The 19,554-nt window shown below is 57.3% G+C and carries 13 protein-coding genes and 3 pseudogenes; 7 read left to right on the top strand and 9 right to left on the bottom strand.

Going from position 1 to position 19,554, the window contains the following annotated elements; translation table 11 throughout:
- The first annotated feature begins 830 nt into the window (after window positions 1-830).
- Complete coding sequence (locus tag P6U29_RS34670; protein WP_407114704.1) at window positions 831-4,541, top strand: NACHT domain-containing protein; 3,711 nt, start codon at window positions 831-833, stop codon at window positions 4,539-4,541.
- Between the two features lie 1,008 nt (window positions 4,542-5,549).
- On the opposite strand, the pseudogene P6U29_RS34665 reads toward P6U29_RS34670, so the two are convergent.
- From P6U29_RS34665 to P6U29_RS34650, 4 genes and pseudogenes are all read right to left on the bottom strand, one after another.
- Window positions 5,550-5,972, bottom strand: a pseudogene (locus P6U29_RS34665) (radical SAM family RiPP maturation amino acid epimerase); the annotation flags it as partial.
- A gap of 18 nt (window positions 5,973-5,990) precedes the next feature.
- A protein-coding gene (locus tag P6U29_RS34660; RefSeq protein ID WP_407114703.1) for an IS3 family transposase occupies window positions 5,991-7,180 on the bottom strand; the annotation gives its coding sequence in 2 pieces (ribosomal slippage) (window positions 5,991-6,931 and window positions 6,931-7,180; 1,191 coding nt in all).
- A 32-nt stretch (window positions 7,181-7,212) separates the two neighbouring features.
- Window positions 7,213-8,283, bottom strand: a complete 1,071-nt coding sequence (locus P6U29_RS34655; RefSeq protein WP_407114702.1) for a radical SAM family RiPP maturation amino acid epimerase — start codon at window positions 8,281-8,283, stop codon at window positions 7,213-7,215.
- Between the two features lie 130 nt (window positions 8,284-8,413).
- Window positions 8,414-8,788, bottom strand: a complete 375-nt coding sequence (locus tag P6U29_RS34650) for a Nif11-like leader peptide family natural product precursor (protein ID WP_407114701.1) — start codon at window positions 8,786-8,788, stop codon at window positions 8,414-8,416.
- A gap of 545 nt (window positions 8,789-9,333) precedes the next feature.
- On the opposite strand from P6U29_RS34650, the pseudogene P6U29_RS34645 reads away from it, so the two are divergent.
- Together P6U29_RS34645 and P6U29_RS34640 are read left to right on the top strand one after the other, a co-directional pair.
- A pseudogene (locus P6U29_RS34645) lies at window positions 9,334-9,702 on the top strand (diguanylate phosphodiesterase); the annotation flags it as partial.
- Between the two features lie 1,271 nt (window positions 9,703-10,973).
- Window positions 10,974-11,846, top strand: coding sequence for a TauD/TfdA dioxygenase family protein (locus tag P6U29_RS34640; protein WP_407114700.1), 873 nt, complete (start codon window positions 10,974-10,976; stop codon window positions 11,844-11,846).
- Between the two features lie 904 nt (window positions 11,847-12,750).
- On the opposite strand, the gene P6U29_RS34635 is transcribed toward P6U29_RS34640, so the two are convergent.
- Window positions 12,751-13,032, bottom strand: a complete 282-nt coding sequence (locus tag P6U29_RS34635; protein WP_407114699.1) for a helix-turn-helix domain-containing protein — start codon at window positions 13,030-13,032, stop codon at window positions 12,751-12,753.
- Between the two features lie 107 nt (window positions 13,033-13,139).
- Complete coding sequence (locus P6U29_RS34630) at window positions 13,140-13,388, bottom strand: hypothetical protein (RefSeq protein ID WP_407114698.1); 249 nt, start codon at window positions 13,386-13,388, stop codon at window positions 13,140-13,142.
- A gap of 269 nt (window positions 13,389-13,657) precedes the next feature.
- On the opposite strand from P6U29_RS34630, the gene P6U29_RS34625 reads away from it, so the two are divergent.
- The 4 genes and pseudogenes from P6U29_RS34625 to P6U29_RS34610 all read left to right on the top strand — a co-directional run bounded on the left by P6U29_RS34625 (window position 13,658) and on the right by P6U29_RS34610 (window position 16,569).
- Complete coding sequence (locus tag P6U29_RS34625; RefSeq protein WP_407114697.1) at window positions 13,658-13,930, top strand: DNA -binding domain-containing protein; 273 nt, start codon at window positions 13,658-13,660, stop codon at window positions 13,928-13,930.
- 158 nt (window positions 13,931-14,088) lie between these two features.
- Window positions 14,089-14,283, top strand: a complete 195-nt coding sequence (locus P6U29_RS34620; protein WP_407114696.1) for a transcriptional regulator domain-containing protein — start codon at window positions 14,089-14,091, stop codon at window positions 14,281-14,283.
- Between the two features lie 46 nt (window positions 14,284-14,329).
- Window positions 14,330-14,866, top strand: coding sequence for a DUF2285 domain-containing protein (locus P6U29_RS34615; RefSeq protein WP_407114695.1), 537 nt, complete (start codon window positions 14,330-14,332; stop codon window positions 14,864-14,866).
- Window positions 14,867-15,223: 357 nt separating this feature from the next.
- Window positions 15,224-16,569 (top strand): annotated as a pseudogene (locus P6U29_RS34610) (IS5 family transposase).
- Window positions 16,570-16,644: 75 nt separating this feature from the next.
- Here P6U29_RS34610 and P6U29_RS34605 read toward each other — a convergent pair.
- From P6U29_RS34605 to P6U29_RS34595, 3 genes are all read right to left on the bottom strand, one after another.
- Window positions 16,645-17,580, bottom strand: a complete 936-nt coding sequence (locus P6U29_RS34605) for a LysR family transcriptional regulator (protein ID WP_407114694.1) — start codon at window positions 17,578-17,580, stop codon at window positions 16,645-16,647.
- Between the two features lie 137 nt (window positions 17,581-17,717).
- Window positions 17,718-17,999, bottom strand: a complete 282-nt coding sequence (locus P6U29_RS34600) for a helix-turn-helix domain-containing protein (protein WP_128947477.1) — start codon at window positions 17,997-17,999, stop codon at window positions 17,718-17,720.
- 645 nt (window positions 18,000-18,644) lie between these two features.
- Window positions 18,645-19,058, bottom strand: coding sequence for a hypothetical protein (locus tag P6U29_RS34595; RefSeq protein WP_407114693.1), 414 nt, complete (start codon window positions 19,056-19,058; stop codon window positions 18,645-18,647).
- Between the last annotated feature and the right edge of the window lie 496 nt (window positions 19,059-19,554).

The raw sequence follows: 19,554 nt of genomic DNA, 5'->3' as shown, positions 1-19,554 counted from the left end.
TCAACGCTGATGGTAGCCGCGGGTTGCTGACGTATGACTCCCCTGAGGCGGCTGGCACAGCCTGATCACAAACGCTCAGTACGAACCGCACCGTTGCCTGTAGGAAGAATACGCGCTTGCCAGGCACAGGGTGCGAGATGGTCCGCGACGAAGTTGCGATGGAATGGCCTCCGATAGCGACGTCTTGTGGCTGAAAACAGGAGATCGCGCTCTTGTTCAGCGTGACTCCGGGCGGAAACGCAAGAAAACGGCGACGTTGCTGCTGTAGTCTGTGGGGCTGCGAAGTTTGGGAGCGTCGTGTGCTGCGCACCCTGCGACGGCATCGCTGAAGACCGACAGCGATACGAGGAGCGATGCTCACTAGGATCGAGAACGGGCTGCTGCGACTGGCAGGACCGCCCCCGGAATGGCTGACACTATCGAAAGGCTGTAGAAAGTTGACCAGAGATTAAGCGCGGTGAGATCGGTTGGGCATCACGGGTTGAATGGGATCGCCGCGAAGAAGAGCCAGGTGAAATGAGCTGCGGCCCAGCCCTAGCTCGTTTCTCGGCAAGTAATACGGTAGTCCAAGCAAAGCTTGGAGATTGCGTTCGTCGTCTTAGAACGCAGATTGAGGATCGATCAGCACCTCCACCGCTAGCCCACCTCGGCCCCATTTGCGTGCCGTCAGCAGGCGTTGGGAAAATCCGGTCTTGATCAAGCAGCTACGCTGTCGGCGCCTTGTTGAGGCGCAATGCTTGCTGAACGAAGCCTTGCAACTGCTTGCAGGGAAAAAGCAAGAGTGATCAACTATCAGTTGCTGATTCACCCGAAGTACTTTGGCGGAAGCGATGTACCACTACGAAGCTCTTGGCGATGAACGATTTCAGGAATTTTGTCAGTCTCTCCTGACGTCCAGTTTCCCAAACGTACAGTGCCTGCCAGTAGGTCAGCCCGACGGAGGCCGCGACGCTTACCTCATTCACAGAATAATAAGTGGTTCTGATCACTCCGAAAGCGACCTCCTCGTCTTCCAGGTGAAGTTCATTAAGAGCCCCGCCGATACTCGCGATGAACGTGACCTGATTGAGCAGGTCGTGAAGTCGGAGAAATCGAAGGTGGAGAAGCTCCGCGCAGCGGGTTTACGCAAGTACTACCTACTCACGAATCTCAAGGGCACGGCGCATCTTGGCACCGGGTCCATCGACCGAGTGAATGCATTGCTTTCGAAGGAATTGAACATCGACGCCTACTGTTGGTGGCGCGATGATCTTGATCGTCGTCTTGACCTAAATGTGGGCCTGAAGTGGAGCTATCCAGAGATACTAAAGGCGACCGATCTTCTGCAGAAGCTAGTCGCTGGCCAGCTAGGGGAAGATGAGGAGCGGCGGAGAAGCGCGATACGGGCGTATCTAATAGATCAATTCAACGATGATCGCGAACTTAAATTCAAACAAACAGAGTTGCGAAGCACGATGACGGATTTGTTCGTCGATCTCCCGATGAGGCCTTCGCCGGAGTTGCTCGAAGGGTCAGAACGTGTGCAACGTCACTACCTTTACAGAACACGCTGGGTTCAGCCTGGATTTGCGCACGTCTATCACCTCCAAGAAGGAGAGCCGTCGGCTTCCTACTTCATCAAGGAGATGTCTCGCTCAAAACTTCAAAGAATGGTTCTTGAAGGTGCACCGGGGCAGGGCAAGTCGACAGTAACGCAGTACGTTTGTCAGGTAATGCGAATGCAATTGCTGGACATGACTGAAGCGGTGGCCGCCTTGCCGGAAACGCATAGGCCCACGCAAGTTCGCATACCCTTCCGGGTAGACCTTCGCGACTTAGCGAAATGGCTCTCTGGGATTGATCCGTTCCAATCCAAAGTTATCCAATTGGATGAAAAGGAGGCCAAGTCGCTCGAAGGTCTACTTGCGGCCCAGGTAAGATACTCGTCAGGGGGGCATGAGTTCAATGTGTCCGACCTGACGGCCATTGCAAAAGTCAGCCATCTTTTTCTAGCTCTCGATGGTTTTGATGAGGTTGCAGACGTCGAGCTTAGGAAACGTCTAGTCGAGGAAATATCGAAAGGCGTGAATCGTCTGGCAAATGCAGGTGGATACTCAGTACAAACCGTCGTGACGAGCCGACCTGTTGCATTTGCGAAATCGATCCGATTCCCTCGCGAGCAATGGGATTATTTTGAGCTGTTGCCTTTAGAGCGCCGCCAAGTTGACGAGTACACATCGAAGTGGATGCATGCAAAAGGACTGAAGGAGAGTGAGAAAAATCAGCTTCGGCGCCTGCTCGATACGAAGCTGAAGGAGGCGCACACGCAGTATCTTGCTAAGAATCCGATGCAGCTAACGATACTGCTTTCTTTGATCCATAATCGTGGTGCATCCCTGCCCGAAAAGCGCACGGCTATGTACGACGCTTACATGGACATGTTCTTCAGCCGCGAATCAGAGAAAAGCGATGTCGTTAGGGACAATCGAGACGTTCTTATAGACATACACAGATTCTTAGCGTGGAAGCTGCAAACAGCCGCAGAGGCGGGCGGTAATGGCAGTATCGAGTACAGTGATCTTCGGGCTACGCTGTTCTCCTATCTTGATAAAGAGGGTGAAGATACGACGATTGTCGATGCGCTATTCAACGGGATTATCGAGCGAGTAGGGGCCTTAGTGTCCAGGGTGCAGGATACTTACGAGTTTGAGGTTCAGCCCCTGCGCGAGTATTTCGTTGCTAAATTTCTCTACGAGACATCGCCCTATCCGTCGGGCGAAGGGGACTCCACGGGTGACAAATTCGATCGGTTTAACGCCCTTATTCGCAATCCATATTGGTTAAACGTCACAAGATTCTACGGAGGCTGTTTCAACAAAGGTGAGATCCTCACGTTGGTGAATGAGCTTGTCGAGCTGGCGAAGACGTCACCCTACGACCGCACGAGCCATGTTCGATCGATCGCGCTGATGCTCCTTGGTGATTGGGTGTTCACCCAGTATCAGCCTGGCGTGAAAAGCGTCGTCAATTTTATAACGGACTACCCGCAACTTCGGCAGTTGCTTGCTTCCGTCGATGAGCCCGGCACCGGCTTATGGGGTGTGTTGCCCGAGCGAAGCGGTAGGGCGGACTTCATCTCTATTCTGTTCGATCGAATCGTCAGGACGCAACATGTTGATGAGCGTCGCGCTCTCGCTCAGATTATTAATCAAAATGCGACAGCAGAAGAGCGCTTTGACTATTGGCAGCAGGCGCAGTCAAAGATGCTCCATCTCGAATGGGCGCGGCTAGGTGCACTGTTAGATGTTTACGCAACCGCAAACGAGGTCCGAGCGGGCGCGCTGCTCGCCACAAAGAGTGAGGCAATCCTTAGCCGGTTCGTGGAGTCTCGTTGCTTCACTCTCCTGGAGAAGTCTGATTACGTAGATGAGGCGTGCAAGCTCATCTTTTTCGATGCGAAGTTTAGTGCTGTCGCTTTTGACGGCTCTAATCCCCATAGGCTCAGCTGGCTGGCATTGATTTGCGGCGCGTTTCAGTACGGTTCTGTGTTCGATGTAGGTGCTGTTTCGCTGCGATCCTTCCTTGAGTCTAGAGCTGGGCGCGATAAATTTCTTCCGCGTTCTGCGACGCCTGAGAACCTCAAGCTGGATGAGCTTCCTGAAACTGAGCGCGGGGTTGTCTTGGCGTATCTCGCCTTTATCGATAATAGTACGGAACTACTGTCGAGTACGATAGCCCCGTGGATAGAGTTGGTGACCGCCTTGAGACGGGCTTTTGGAGATAGCCCAGCGTTCGATCGAATCGCGGTCATTAGTGCGGGCATCCGGTCTAAGACAGATCTAGGAAGCGATGGCGACTTAAGCGCCACGGATGATATTGTCTCGACCGCTCGGTTTGCGAGATTGAAATCTGGCGCCCATCAATGGTGGCGCGACCGCCTAAGCGGCGTTGAGAATGTTGATACACGGGTTAGATGGTTGTTGCTGTTGTGGTTTTGGGCAACGCCACGAACATTGATGAAGCTTGCCTCCTTTCTTGATGGCTTGCTCGCCGATTTGTCTAACAGAGAATGGACGAGCCTGAGCCGTGAGTTCTATTTTCTTTCCACATACGTTCGGCGGCCGGACGAGGCCTCTCCCAGCCAGAGTTATGATCTAACCGAGTTTGAAAGCTTGAGTTCTCGAGTCTGTAGCTTCGTTGGACAGCGTCTTCCACCCAAGCCGCAGCTGAGGCTTGCACAGAACGTCGCTAACGATCCGTCTGCCGAAGCTCCCGAGGTGCAATTTGCGTTGGAGGCCGTAGTTAGGTCTTGTCTAGGCGAATCCAGCTGGCAAGGCGAGCTGGGGACCATTAAGGCGTTGTATTTGAGGGGGGCTTACATCCCCCCAGGAATACGTAGAAATTTCGAAATTCCTCCAGGCGTGGCGAATGAGGTGTCGCGCGAGCCCGAAAGCTTTCCTTTGCCGCTAGTCGCGGCCGCGGACGGAGCTTTGCGGGCAGAGGCAGGATCAAAATCGGTAAGCCTGCAAGCGATCGCGGTCCGAGACAAATGGTTCCGCTAAAGGCAGCTAGGACCTCGGTATTTGCCGCGACCTGAGATCGATGAACTCAACGAATGGCAAGGTAACTGGATAGCTCCAGAGCGCGGCTCTGGTCACTGCCCGCCAAGGCCCTAAGCACGCTCCCCGGCCGGTCGCTTCGCGACGTTCTGGCAGTACAACTACCGCGGAACCGCCGCAAACAGGCGTGGCAGGACGGCAAAATCAGTGAAGTCATTGGGACTACGGTGTTACGACCTGTCCCGCCCTTGTCATCAAACTGTTCTGGCTCGCAACCGTGTACGGATCGTGGTGATCATTTCGTGGATAGATCCGGTAGGTGGCCCAGCCGTTCGCTAGGGGCGTCTTGTGGATCACGATCCTGAGGTACGCTTAGCTACTGGATTGGGAAACGCGAACAAATCTGTCGAGCCTTCGACGAACATATTTGCTCCGACGGGCGTGAGGGACGGCAGATAATCTTCAAGATCATCCACATGAGGTCGATTTGGAGGCAAGCCGGTCCGACGGATAGAACGTGTAGCGCCCGCACAAATCGGCCGCTATAATCTCAACCGCTACAAAGTACGTCCCGACCCGGTGAACATCCTGGGTAGCACCCGGCGCGACTGCAGTATCTTTAAAATGCTCCCATTTCCAGCGACCAGGAATCAGTTCAGTCTCTCAGGTAATTGAGCATACTGTCGCAGGCGTCCTTGGCCTCAGCGAAGCTCTGCATCGGCGAGCCGAGCACTCTGATTGAGCCACGGCTCTGGTCAAGCGGACGCCACGAAGCGACGTAGCCGAACCTTCCGCGAAAGCCAGGACCGGTCGGGCTCTGCAAGCTTATAACGAACGAGTAGCCGCCGCTGCGTGCACTCCAAATTTCCATGTTTTCGATAGCGCGGTGGAACTGCAGGGGCATCACGCACCGTTCGTCTGGGCAACCCGACAATGAAATTCTTCCGGCGGACCCACTGGCCTACAAAATCCGAGACTCTAACCGCTGCCGGATGAAAGGGCAGCAACAGGTCAGCTGGTCTGCCAGGCGAAGCTGTCGTCTAAGTCCTCTTCAATCACCCCGGCCGCGTATAACTGATCGAGCAGGTCGGCTACTGCGAGCACGCTCGTTCCGTCAGTCGTGACCTGCCTAACCAGCTCCGACGCTGTGCAGTTGCCGTACGCGATTAGATGGCCAACGGAAGTCGGAGCGATGTCGTCGAGTACCCGGTGTTCCATGTTGCGTGAGCGGAGATGAAAGGAACGGTCCCCGGGCTTGTATTGCAGGTCCCTGCGGAAGCGGATCGGCAGTTCGGGAGCCGGACTCTCGAGCATGTGCTGGTCGATCATGCGCTGCAGCCCTTCGCGGAACTCGTCAGGCGTCCTGAAGAAGCGTTCACTCAAGACGCGGTAGCCGAGAGGCCAGCGTTTGCTACCCGGCACCGGCGTCACCAATGACCTTGCCCCCAAGTTTTATCCATTCCTGAGTTCGCCCCGGTCGTTGGATTTGTCCATTTGGGCGGTGGTAGCGACGGGAGCTGGCGCGGAGCCCTCAGCATAGCGCAGCGCCAGATCCCGTCGCGGGTTGCAGGTGATGGCGAACTCGGACGGCGTCCTCCATCCGAGCCGTGAGTGTGGTCGTGTGTCGTTGTAATCCGCGCGCCAGCATCCGAGCGCGACGCGGGCCTGGGCCAGCGAGGTGAACAACGTCTCGTTCAACAATTCATCCCGCAGCCGGCCGTTGAAGCTCTCGATGAAGGCGTTCTGCATGGGCTTGCCTGGCGCGATGTAGTGCCAAGCGACGCGGCTCTGATCGGCCCACGTCAGAATGGCGTTGCTGGTGAGTTCGGTGCCGTTGTCGCTAACCACCGTCTTGGGCTTGCCGCGCTCGGTGATCAGGCGGTCCAGTTCCCGCGCCACCCGGGCGCCCGAGAGCGAGGTATCGGCCACCAGCGCCAGACACTCGCGGGTGCAATCGTCGACCACGGTCAGAATGCGGAAGCGACGGCCGTCGGTGAGCTGATCCGACACGAAGTCGAGCGACCAACGATCGTTGGGGGCCATCGGCGCCATCATCGGTGCCCTGGTCCCAATTGCCCGCTTGCGGCCACCACGGCGGCGTACCGCGAGCCTCTCTTCCCGGTAGAGCCGGAAGAGCTTCTTATGGTTGACCAGATAACCCTCCCGCTTGAGCAGCACGTGCAGGCGGCGGTAACCGAAACGGCGACGTTCCTGGGCGATCGCCCTCATGCGCTGGCGAAGGCCGGCATCATCTGCGCGGGTCGCCTTGTATCTTATCGTCATGCGGCAGCAGCCGATGGCTTTACACGCCCGCCGTTCGCTCATTCCGTAGACGTCCACGAGATGGGCGACAGCTTTCCGCTTGGCAGCGGGCATCACCATTTCTTTCCCAGGAGATCTTTCAAGGCCGCATTGTCCAGCATGGCGTCGGCCAAGAGCCGCTTCAGTCGTGTGTTCTCGTCCTCCAGGGTCTTCAGCCGCTTGGCCTCCGACACCTCCATCCCGCCGAATTTTGCCTTCCATTTGTAGATGCTGGCGTCACTGACGCCATGCTTGCGGCACAGATCGGCGACCGAAACGCCAGCTTCGTGCTCCTTCAAAATCCCGATGATCTGCTCTTCCGAAAAGCGGCTGCGCTTCATGCTCTGGTCCTTGTTGTGGGCCAGAGCGAACTTCAAGCTGGATTAAGCCCGTGGGGCAAGGTCACCAATTGTAAACGTCCCTGCAGCATATTTACGAGAAAGCCGGAAACACAGGCGATCGTCGTGTGATCGCCCTCGAGCAAGCCGATTGCATCATTTTTGTTGGCGGCCCTAAGTTTCTCGCTCCGCTCGCGCGCGCGCCCGGTAAAAGCCTTTGCAGTCAGCGCCTCCTTGCCCTGCAGGACGAGTTCGACACCGATCAGCTCCTCAGGCGAAAACGCCATGTGAATCTGGTCGAGATGTGTTGTGCTCAGCACGGAGAAACGATTCGTCACGGTGCGATAGCGTTTGAACAGTTCGAGCACGCGCGTGGTGAGGGCGCGATCCTTGAGCGGGGCCGCCGTCGTTGTTTGTGGCAATGCGCCCGTGATCTGATAGTAGTCGAATAGAAAGCGGTCGTAGTGTGGGTTGTCCATAGGCTCTGTGGCCCAGTAGCAGAAACCAGTACGAGCTGCCGAACCAAACATCTCGCTCGCGATACCGACCACGCCGCGCCAAAGCGCTGCATGCTCTTCGCTATATTCGTAATAGCCTTTGAAGCGATCGGCCGAGAGGCCGCAGAACCAGCAACCGACGGTGCAGCCGTCGCTCAGCTCGAAAGCGATGATGGGGTATGTGACCGACGCCGCCGTTCCGCCCAATTCGTCGTTGCAGCGCCGGATCTGGCGCTCGCGCCAAGCATGAAAGCGAGGGTTGATCGTCGACATTTCGCCCTCTTCGCGCAGGAGGTCGCGATGGCGCAACATCTCGCGGATAAACTCGTCCCACATCATAGCCAGCGGCCAGGGCGTAGACTCCGGCTTGAAGCGGTGTTTCAGGTAGCCGCCGCGCCAGAGCGGCAGCATCTTCATTGGGTCAACTTCGATGCCGTAGCGCTTTGTTACCGCTCGAGGAGAATCAACGTTCTCCGAAAGCGCCCTGCGGAACTCCAAGTCACCGGCCAGCCGCTCCATGAAGCGCTTGACGTGTGACAACGTGCGCAGTTGCTCGGGGGTGCGCCGGTCAAAAATGTGTCGGCAGTGTTCGGTGGCAGTCTGCGTCATACGTTACGGGCGAGCCCTGAAGCCGCATCTCTAGGCCTGAAAGCAATGATCTCTGAGGCGTGCTTTCAGTTCTCTTCGCACCGGATCGTTTCCTTGAGGACGAGCCAATGCGATCAGAGAAAAAAATATGTCAGGCCGCGACCGCGACAACAACTACGATAAGTAAAACGATGGCGACGAGGTCACGGCCCGCTTCCGCGGCTTGCACGGCGCTCGTGGGTGCCTCCGACGTGGAACTAGCCAACGCGGTGGTATGCACAATCCTGCTCGAGCCCGCACCGCTCAAATCCTGCCCGCCGCCGACAATCGCGTCGAGCTGCATCAACTCGTGTCGGCCTGGCACTCGGATGCAGGTCCTAACCTCGTCAAGCGTGAAATCGTAACCGTGGCTCTTTCCGACCGCTACAATCGGTGCAAGACCTGTAGCACTCTGTTTAAGGTTTTCGAGCAGACTACCCTCTTTCGCTAGATCCTTGACAAACCGTTCTACCTCAGCCTGCGACATAGCCGGGCCTCTGCTAAATGTTGCTACCTATCCGTCGTCTTGGAAGCGATCGGTGATGACGTCGTAACAAGGCAATCGGCATGCCAAACTGAAATTGCTGATTTTGCGCTTTGTCTGACCGTGCGTATCGTCAACTTGCCGACATTGGTCTCGAACCTAACAAGCGCTCAGTAGAGCGGGATGAGATCTCGTTGTCGGTAGCTAGCCCAGCAGCGCAAACGGTTGCCATCTACAAAAGCTCGGTCAGAACCGTGCTCAGCAGCGTCTGTTCGCGGATTAGAGACGGCGCGCATTCCGTCCAATACGCCCGGTTCTGCGCGAGGCTGGAGGTGAAATCCCGCCGGCCTACTCACCACACCATCCGTACCCTGGCGAAGGGCAAATGTACAACCGGGCGCTTCTGCACTTGTGTGCGGGCTGGCCGGCCACAAGGCTTGCGCCGCCGGCGGCAGTCTCTCGGCCGTACCCCCTCCTGCGGGTCGAGCAGTAAGACAGGTATGACATATTGAAGGTTGTGGTAACCCTCGGAAGTTCGCTGATAGCAGGTGAGCAGCGCACCACGCTTCGTTACCAGCGAATGCAGCAGTGCGAGCGAGCTGCAAGCCGTGCTCGCCGCCGATCTGCCGGACCTGATCCTGCTCGGCATCGCCGCCGACCGCATCGAGCTCGGCCAATTCCTGGAAATTCTTGTGCGGGGAGGCCTTCGAGGGCAAGGTGCTCGCCATGGGCGCGCGCGATTCAATCATCGCGGAGGCGGTGCAGCAGGTTGGCGAGGAATACGGCCTTGCGGTGCTGCCGCCGCTCACACGCCCTTTGCCGCCGACACTTCCGTGAGCGCGTGCCGATGCTGCTGCCCGAAGCCGATCCTGAGCCCGGCGGTGCATGTCCCCAACGAGCTGCATGGGGGCTGGGTGTGCCCCGTTGCCGAAAATGCCTGCGCTGCTCTCGGTTACCGCGCCGCCACTAAAACGAGAATGGACTTGTCCGCCTTCAGTGGAAGGTCTCGGCGACGCCGCTGATGCGTTCAAGCCAGCTGGTCGACCAGCAAGAGCAGCGATGGTTCTGAAACACCGACGCGGTATTGAGCTGCCTGGTCCAACGCTCGTCGAACCGCGTCCGGCAAAGTTCACGCGAGAACTCAGGGAGCTTGATCGTGTGTGATCATTTACGTGCTTCACAATCAGAGGTGAGTAAGAGAGTGCGATCGTGAGGAAGTTAACCCCCTCTGATCTGAAATCCTGGCGTTCAGTGTCTTGTCGCTCTTAGTGAGGCAAAAAGAGCCCGCCGGAATTTGCGGCTCGCAGTCTGAGAGCGCAAAGATGTCTTGTTGTCTCAGGGGAGCGATATTCCTGGGCGGTCGGCGCTCTGTTCCATTGTGTGTGCTCAACTGCGAGAAGCCATACGGCATGCACGCAGTAACGAAAATCTACGTCTCCGGGCAGAACCAAGGGCAGATCACCGCCGGGACACCTGCATTCGTGCCAAGTGCAATTTCGAAAATGGAGGGATTAAGTCCGTTGTTAAGCTGCATCGGAAGTTGCAGCCTTCTTATTTTGCGCTCCTGCCGCTAGTCCAGGCATGACAACAAGTGATCAGCTGATGAAACAAGTTGCGCATTGAACAACTCCAAGTCGCAAAAATATGATCGTGAACCCGTTGAAGTAGTTTATGTAATAATATACATCTTCGGGTAGATTTTGCTTTCGAGGCGATGCGCGAGTGCATGCCGCGATACCAGTTCTAATCTTCATCGTGCGCATGAGGCCGTGCGGGATGAATGAGGTACGACGCAGTCGTTGTTCGAGGATTTTCCAAGCATGAGTTCTGCGACGAGGCGAACGTTGCGCGAGCTCAAAAAGAAAGCTGGTTTCGTTTCATGGACTGGACATGGATTGCCTCTATGATCTGCACTGTTGATCAGGCTGCAAATCGATCTGGTGGCCTCACGTGCGAGTGTCCTTCGATGAGAACGGCACTAGCCGTGTCGACACGCAGAGGGATTCTGGTTCTAAGATGCTGGTGCTGTGTATCAGAATTCAGCCGCCTAATTGAGCGGCGCAGTGACGCACGCTCAGACAATTCGGTGTGTAGCATCAAGATTGTTTTGCAGGGTTTGTGGCCAAACGCGACTGCCACCGAGCCTGTTTAGACATCCACAGAAAGAGGCGCCATTATGAATGGAACTATGGCTATTGATAACGTCATTCCGCGAGCAGACATCGTCAAGCATGCGGACCGGCTTGGTGCCGAAATTAAGAACATTGCGCTGTCGGACGATTTGCCTGACGATGTCATCGTAGCGTTCAACCGGCTGCTGCTAGAGCATAAGGTCATCTTCTTCCGTGATCAGGGACATCTCGATGATGCCCAGCAACAGCGTTTTGTGCTCCGGCTCGGCTCGCTGATACCGAATCCCACAATGGCGGACACAATGGGCGGTTTAATGATCCGGCAGGAACTGTCTGATCGCGCCTGTGGTCATCTCAACCAGATGAACGATGAGCGGATCCGCACAGCCATTTCGGTGCTGCGGCTCGCAGCGGTCCCGCCTTTTGGCGGCGACATTGCTTGGTCGAGCAGGGCGGCCGCTTATCATGATCTTCCCGATCCCCTGCGGATGCTCGCAGATAACCTCTGGGCTGTGAGCTTCGTCGCATCTGATCTCACCGCGACAGAGAGGGCCACCGAAGCCAACAAGCGGCATGGGTGGGGCGTATCCACTGGAACGATCTACGAAACGACACACCCGATTGTTCGTGTTCATCCCGAGACCGGCGAACGCATGCTATCGCTCGGTCGTTCCGTGAACAACTTCGTCGGCCTGCAGCGCTATCCCAGCCAAAGACTGTTTGAACGGCTGCGATCCTATCTCATTGCGCCCCGGAACACCCTGTGCTGGAACTGGAAATCAGGCGACGTCGTAATCTGGGACAATCGCGCGACTGAGCCGTACCCTGTCAGCAAAACCAGCAGCGCTCACTGGATGGACCAGCTTGCGATTAACGCCCGCGTACCGCACGTGAAGAGGCCAAAATCAAGAGCGGCAAAGGCTGCCTGACTTGTCGGCACCTCCCGGATCGCGTCAACGCGTGGAGACCGAAGACTAAGTTGCGGCCCTGCAATGTCGAGCGGAGCGGCCGGTCTTATGCGCGAGGACCGGCTAACGGCCGCAGCTGCCACATGATAGGCTTCTTCCAGGCCCAACAGCATCAATCTTCAGGCATCGTCTCTGCTCGCCGGTCAAACCGATAACGCTGCATTTTTGATGATCTGATGCATCCGTTGGCTCTCGCTCGGCGAGCACATCCCCTTCATCGTATCGGGATAGTCGGGTCCGGCGTAGCTCACACCCATTTTCAGAGCATATTCGCCACCATCTCGCGACGCGTCGGATGGCCTTGATTCACAGAGCCCGGCGTTGGCTGAAACTATCCCGCTCGCGAGCGTGCCTGCGTCTTACGTGTCCCATACCGTCAGTCGAGTCTTTCCAGCAGGCCCTAAATTGCGCCACTGCATGGGCACCACACCTTCCCGATCTTCGTCTAGCGGAAAGGTCGCATCCTCGAGGCGCACACCAGCTTGATTCTCCAACCGAAGGCTCTGGAGGACGGATCTGCTCTCATGCTCTTGCGCACCAGGATAGCAAAGTCCCTCCATACCCTCGCGGACTCCCGGTTGGGGCGCTGCCATCACCCGAACCGCGCCCGTCGACCCCAAACAGGCTCTTCGAAAACGTCGGGTTCAAGCGGCCGTCGGTAGGTTTACGCGGAGCGGTGCAACCTCATTTCGAAGATGCTCGGCCTTATAACAGGCCGCTCCGAGGGAGCGCTAGGCTGAACCGTGCTGGGGCTACATCGGCTGGAGCAGGAGATCGGAAGCGCCGGCTGTAGATTCATGAAGCACGTAGGCCGCTCCGGCTCGATTCCGCCCAAGCGTTAGCCGAAACATGGCTCCCTCAATAATTACGTCTTGTTTCGGCGAAGCCGTGCCGGCTTGCGCCCTCTGGACATCGGCTTGGGGGGCATTGCACCTTTAGCCGGCTGTGTGAATAATTCGGACAAGTGAACACCCAAGGTCGCGGCGATCCGTTCGAGGAGATCAATAGTCGGGTTCTCTTTCTTCTGCTCAATGCGGCCCATGTATGAGCGGTCGATCCCGGCATCATAGGCCAACTGGTCTTGCGGAATGCCGCGATCTACGCGGATCCGGCGCACATTCCAGGCCACAAGCGCACGAGCGTTCATGCGCAGAGGCAGCCATTCCGATGATTATGAAACCACTGGTTATAGCCAGATTATTACGATAAGCTCGCACCCAGTTAGTGGCTGTCCTCTCCAATTGCTTCGAAAAATCAGGCAACGGTGAGATGCAGACGCCGGTAGCGCGTGCCGTCTTCTCGTTGACCATCACAAGCGTTCTGGCGAGGCAATAGCTTGCCATTAGCGGCAGAGAAGGAATCGCGCTCAGAGGTACCTGCGGCGTTTTCCGACACCGCGATTAGATAGGACGGATGTTCAACTGAGGGTCGAAACGGAAACGAATATTCTCCAGTTGGCCGGTTCTGGTTATTGCCTTTCAAGAGTGCGACCGGGCCGGTCACCACGGACCCCTATGCCTTCCGCCAGGAACAGAACAGCAAGGACAACCTAGTTACAGGGCACATCTGCACTCGCTTCCAGTGTGGACTACGATGAAAAAGAGAAAGCGCAGGATGGAGCCACCAGGTCAATGTGAGACGATATGCGATTGCCATCTCAGCGCGAAAAGGAGGTCGGCGTGCGACCATTGAGCAGGTACCAAAACGACCTGAGATTAGTTATCGTTGCTCCGATTTCGGTAGATTTTTCAGGTCGGTAGGAGTTTCAGGCAGTGCCAACCGAGCCGAAGATCGCAGAATTGGCGCCCAGCGTCGACGAGCTCACGTCATATGACAAGGAGCACGCTGTTGCCTACATGCGACTGCTTGATGCGGACGCGGACAAGGCAGATTGGCGCGAAATCGCGCGAATTGTGCTTGGGCTTGACCCCAGCGTTGAACCGGATCGTGCGCGACGCACGTTCGAAAGTCATCTGACTCGGGCCAAGTGGCTAGCGGGCCACGGCTATCGCGATCTGCTACGTAGCGGTTGGCCAAAACAATGATCAGCGCGGATGTAAGGGTCGTTCCTCGCAATCGCAAAAGTTGATCATTCCATCGATTAAGTGCGTTCAAGGCGCGCACACGGTAAGCAAACAACCGGAAATGGCCACAATCATCGGCTGCATTTCGCCGCGTCTGAATATTCTGCGGGAAAGGTTCGATGCCGGATACTGACTGGAGATCTGAGGAAGCGTACAGCGGCCTGAAGAAGGCGGATGCTGCCGACCTGGCCTGGGAGTGGTTGCGCCGGGATTGCGACTACCAAGAGGATTATAAGCGGCTATCTCGCCGCGAACGTTCAAGCGCAGCGGCGGGCCAGTTCCGACGCAAGTGGGGGCTCTCGTTTTCCTGCTGATCCGCAAAAGACTTTCGACAAGCAAGCAGTCTTCTGGGCACCCGAGGTGCTGCCGACCGTACTGGCTATACGGGCGGCCAACTGCATTGCGCCCAAAAGCTATCAGCTCGATTTCGACAATCTGCCGGGCGGCGAGCTTCGCCGTGCGCCGGATGGATGGCATGCGATCGTGCCGCTCGGGGGCACGAAGCATCGCCTTTGGCTAAGAGAGCTTCCGGCGAGCGGATATGCTGTCGTCGTTGATCTGCCGCTCGACGCCGATTTCGAGCTTCGCCTGGGGGCCGCACGTCGATTTTGGCTCGCCCTTGAGCGTCGGGCGCTCGGAATGCCTCCTCTTGCTTTGCCTGCTTTGAAGCAGCGTCGGCTAATCCTTGCGTTGCGCGCAGTGGATGGATGGCAGGAAGGAAACAGCTACCGCCAAATCGCGCAAGGCCTGTTTGGAAGCCATCGTATTGCCGAGCGCGCCTGGAAAACAGACGATTTACGCAGCCGAACCATTCGACTTGTTAAACTGGGGCGGCGCCTCATGCGCCTTCGCTGGCGAGCATTGCTCAACAAACGCAAGGGCAGGGATGACAAGTAAAGGGTTGGCGGCGCGATAAACGGCCTGCCTTCCGTTCTGCCTGCCAATTCTTCTGCTGCCATAGCACGGTGTCGGACAGGATAAAGTCTTTGCGCTCAGATCTCTCATTGTTGGCGTCTTGATTACTGCACCAGAGCGGCGCCATCTCCGTAGGCTTTGACGACTGTGCTCGATTAGTTTTCTTAAGTTGTCGTCCGTTAAGAGCGACCAAGTGACTGATGTGGAATCGTAATCTGGCAGACCGGCTTTTTTGCGATTGCAGGGTTTTGATGCTTCGGGGATCGGAACCTTGCATTTTCATTTTCAGGATTCCGTCGAATCGCCAGTCATGATTCCGTGGTCGCATCGGAGGGGGCGATGCGGCCGAAGAAGCAGAAGGCGACGGGATCGGGCGATCTGTTCCGGGCCAGGCTGGACCAGATCATCAATATGAAGCACGAGCTGGTTCAGCTCGCCGGCAGGGTCGACTGGGACTGGATCGATGGGGAGATCGCGCCGCTCTACAGCGAGAACGGCCGGCCAGGCATCGCGACCCGCTTCGTGATTGGGCTGCTGCTGCTCAAGCAGATTTACGGCCTGTCCGACGAGGGGGTGTGCGAGCGCTGGGTCCACGACCCGTATTTCCAGTACTTCACCGGCGAAGAGTTCTTCCAGCATTCATTTCCGCACGAGCGCTCGGATTTGAGCCACTGGCGCAAGCGGCTCGGCGACAAGCTGGAGCTGCTGCTGGCCGAGAGCTTGCGGGTGGCGCACGAAGCCGGCGCGTTACGCAGCCAGGACCTCAAGCGTGTCACGGTCGATACCACCGTGCAGCCGAAGGCGATCACCTTCCCGACCGATGCCAAGCTGCTGCACGCAGCGATCAAGGGGCTCAACCGCCTGGCGAGGAAGCACGGGGTCAAGCTGCGGCAGTCCTATCTGCGCGTCGCCAAGACCGCGGCAATGATGGCGGGACGCTACGCCCATGCCAAGCAATTCAGGCGGCATCAGCGGCAGTTGCGCATCCTGCGTAGCCGGCTGGGCCGGATCATCCGCGATATCGGCCGCAAGATCGAAGGTCGAGCTGTGCTCGAGAACGCCTTCGTCCTCCCGCTCAGCCGGGCTTCGCAGATCCGCTCGCAACAGCAGCGTCAGCGTGGCTGGAAGCTTTATTCCTTCCACGCCCCGGAGGTGGAGTGCATCGGCAAGGGCAAGGCAGCCGCGCCTTACGAGTTCGGTGTCAAAGCCTCGATCGTCACCAACAACCGCCGTGCTCCCGGTGGCGTGTTCGTGCTGCACGCCAGGGCGTTACCCGATAACCATATGACGGTCACACCTTGCGGGACGTCATCGACCGCACCGAGACACTCACCGGCTGCGCGATCGAGCGGGCCTATGTCGACAAGGGATACCGCGGCCACGACGCACAAAATCCCCGCCGCATCTTCATCTCCGGCCAGAAGCGCGGCGTCTTTGGGGTCATCAAGCGCGAGCTGCGCCGCCGCTCCGCCATCGAACCCATCATCGGACACCTGAAGACCGATGGTCACCTCGGCCGCTGCTATCTCAAAGGCCGCGCCGGCGATGCGGCCAACGTCATCCTCTCGGCCGTCGGCCACAACTTCCGCCGCATCCTCGCCTGGCTGAGAGCTTTTTGGCGCCTGATCCTGACCACCCTCATCGCAGCCACGAGCAACCCCTCACCGCTGAAATCGCGTTCTTAACGGACGACTAAGTTGAGCGCTCTCGACTTGAGCATTGATCTCCTGCTGTACCGGATTGAGGGACACCGCTAGACGTCAGGCAGCCTGCGCAAGTGCGACCTTTTTGCAAAGACGAACCAGCCATCGGCAAAAAGAACGTGCGATCTCGGGGTGCGCGCTGCGATCCACGGCATAGGCGCGATATTGCATGCCGCTTGGAGCGCGTGAGCCGGGTATGATTTGCAAAGCGCCCCCTCGCACTAGGTCACTGACGATGATTTCCGGTGCGACAAGAAAGCATTTTCCTGTCATGACGGCCGGCAGAGCAAGATAGTTGTGATCATAACGCGCGCCCTCTCGTATGTCGGTTGGAGATAGGTTCATGGCCCTCAGCCATGTCGGCAGGATGTCGGGACGTGATGTGATGTTCAGTATCGGGGTTGAGCGAACAATCGAGAGCTCTCTGCCCGCGACCAGATTTGGCGGGCCGACGCATACCAGCTCCTCATTGTAGATCTCCCAACTGTCGGCGGGTTCGGTGACGGAAAGGTCGCGCGTAATCAAAATATCGAAATGATCCGAAGATGTCGGCGGCGCTAGCGAGCTGACGATGTCCACGATAACGCCACCAGCTTCAGAAGAGAAAGCCTGCAGATTTGGAATAAGAAGAGAGAAAGCAAACGTCGATAGTGACGTGCGGACGACAATCCGATTGACTCCTGCGCCAGCACGCCGTCGCATTCTCTTGGCGGTGAAGCTGACGGTTTCGAGCGGTTCAGACACTGCGTTTGCGAATAGCCTCCCGAACTCAGTCAAATCACTGCGCCGTCCACGCCGCTCCATGAGGTCCGCACCCAGATAGTCCCGCAGTACGGACAAATACCGGCTGACCGAACTCTGCGTTGTTCCTAAAGTGGTAGCCGCGCGCGTGACGCTGCCTTCGCGTGCGACGGTCACAAAAGCACGGATGGCATTTAAAGGAACTTCATCGTCTTGAGCCGCCATTGTCTGCTCCGGCGCCAGAATGAACATCCATCACATTATTGGATGTCCATTGCGGGATTGCTGCGTATCAACTATGGGTTGCGCACAAAGGCCGCGTGGGCGCGCATTGATATTGATCCAGTACCGCACAAGATCTGCGTCAACAGCTCGGTGCTGTCAGAGGACTAGGTCCTTTTGCGGCGTGCCGGCTTCGGCTTGCGACCTTTAGGTAAGGTGGCGGGTGGCGGCGCACCCTTGGATGGCCGAACAAACAGCTCGGAAACAGCAACGCCGAGCGTCTCGGCCAGGCGATCGAGAAGATCGATTGTCGGGTTGGCCTGTTGGCGCTCAAGTCCGCTCATATAGGAGCGATCAACACCTGCATCGTACGCCAATTGCTCTTGCGGAATACCGCGCTCGACGCGGATCCGCCGCACATTGTAAGCCACAAGCGCACGAGCTCTCATGCGCGAAGGCAGCCATTTGGATGGCCAGCAAACCACTGGCTATAACCTACGTAAAAACATCACAAAATTGGAGGTTTTCGATCTAATTGTTCGATGAGTGTCGCCGAATCGTTGCTCCCCGACGCTACTGGGCCGGCCCGCACGAGCGCTGGTATGTCGACCGTCTATCAATTCGCGGCGGCGCACGTTTTCCGGGTGCTGGCCGAAGCGCACCCGAACTGCTGCCTCGGCAGCGGTTCGGTTCCGCTGCCCAATTCGCACGAACGGCCTCGAGGTATTCAAAGATGCTGACTCAGAGAGGCGATGGTCCTCCATTCAACGAATGAAGTTGCAGCTCCGATGAAATGAGCCGGCGCAAACATCGAGATTGCACTGACAGCCGTTCAGGCGAGGTTACAGGGGTCTTTATGCCTGCATCAGCGCAGAACGCGCGTTTCAGCGACCCTAATCTCGTTGATTCTCTGGACTCTGAGAATTTCCTCTGCCGGTACAACATCTTTGTGGACGTTCCGCACGCCGCCATCAGCCGTGATACGTCATTTTAGGTGTGTCCCGTCCGCTCAAGAGGCACGACGGCGAACTCTCTTAGCTGAGGCTCAAGGAACGCGCGCCGGTCGGGTTATCAAGTATAACGACCAGTTCAAATCAAACGCGGTACGGCAACTCGTAACCTACTTTGGCAGCAGCCATTGACTGCACAAGACTGGTGGCGAGAGCAAAGTTCCGCAGTGTCGACTTGGAACGCGCAGGCGATAGTGCGACGGCAAGCGGTGAGACGTCGCGAATTGGATCCGCCACTATCAAGTCGAACAGATGGTCACGCGTATCGTTGCCCATGATGTCTGAGCCCGAACGAATTGGGATTCGGCGCGCGGTTGAGACTAGCTGAGCGATTTCGGCTTGGGCGTCGTCCGGACCATTCGAACGCCGCGCGCCGGCATACCCAAGGTCACTCAGCTGAGAGACTTCGATGTTGCCCAGCGGTGCCAAGGGCGAGGAGGGTGTCAGGAAAGAGTTGTTGCAGAACACGGAGAGCAGCGCGGACGCGACTGGCGCCATGTGAAAGAATCCGGTGCTGCTCCTGCTAGCCGCTATGCTAGCGAAACTAGCGGGTGGCTCGGCGATCGGGTAGTGAACCCCTGAAAGAGCTATTCCTGGCAGATGCCGCATGCGTATCTGGCCGCTGGCCACCTTTGCTCCCGCTACGTCAAGCCCCTCACGGTGCTCGCAAATGGTATTGTTGAGAGGTATCGCAGGGCACCTGCCTGGACTGGTGGGCAAGCCTTCAAAGCCGACGCTGTCCCTACCGTGCCAACGACGTCAAAGGTTAACGGCGACGTGACTCGGCGCTCAATCCCTGGAAAGCGCTGTCCCTGCCACGCGCCGCTAACTTTCGTGCCAGCCTTGCCCGATTCGGGATCAAGCCTGACACTTTGCCCCATCTAGGGTGCTGCCAAGTTGTAGGCTTAGTACGACTGCCAATCACCTACCTGAATTGGTCAGATCGTCTGGTAATTCTAAGCTGGTCCGCTGCGTTGTGAAGAAATTGGAGATG

It is taken from the genome of Bradyrhizobium sp. LMG 9283 (genome assembly GCF_045571415.1).
Classification (GTDB): Bacteria; Pseudomonadota; Alphaproteobacteria; order Rhizobiales; family Xanthobacteraceae; genus Bradyrhizobium.
The sequence above is the reverse complement of the archived record's forward strand: the minus strand, read 5'-3'. Positions and strand labels throughout refer to the sequence as shown.

Excerpts from the sequence above, each read along its gene's own strand:
- P6U29_RS34670 (WP_407114704.1), top strand. The coding sequence starts at position 831 with ATGTACCACTACGAAGCTCTTGGCGATGAACGATTTCAGGAATTTTGT.
- P6U29_RS34655 (WP_407114702.1), bottom strand. The coding sequence starts at position 8,283 with ATGACGCAGACTGCCACCGAACACTGCCGACACATTTTTGACCGGCGC.
- P6U29_RS34650 (WP_407114701.1), bottom strand. The coding sequence starts at position 8,788 with ATGTCGCAGGCTGAGGTAGAACGGTTTGTCAAGGATCTAGCGAAAGAG.
- P6U29_RS34640 (WP_407114700.1), top strand. The coding sequence starts at position 10,974 with ATGGCTATTGATAACGTCATTCCGCGAGCAGACATCGTCAAGCATGCG.
- P6U29_RS34635 (WP_407114699.1), bottom strand. The coding sequence starts at position 13,032 with ATGAACGCTCGTGCGCTTGTGGCCTGGAATGTGCGCCGGATCCGCGTA.
- P6U29_RS34620 (WP_407114696.1), top strand. The coding sequence starts at position 14,089 with ATGCCGGATACTGACTGGAGATCTGAGGAAGCGTACAGCGGCCTGAAG.
- P6U29_RS34605 (WP_407114694.1), bottom strand. The coding sequence starts at position 17,580 with ATGTTCATTCTGGCGCCGGAGCAGACAATGGCGGCTCAAGACGATGAA.
- P6U29_RS34600 (WP_128947477.1), bottom strand. The coding sequence starts at position 17,999 with ATGAGAGCTCGTGCGCTTGTGGCTTACAATGTGCGGCGGATCCGCGTC.
- P6U29_RS34595 (WP_407114693.1), bottom strand. The coding sequence starts at position 19,058 with ATGGCGCCAGTCGCGTCCGCGCTGCTCTCCGTGTTCTGCAACAACTCT.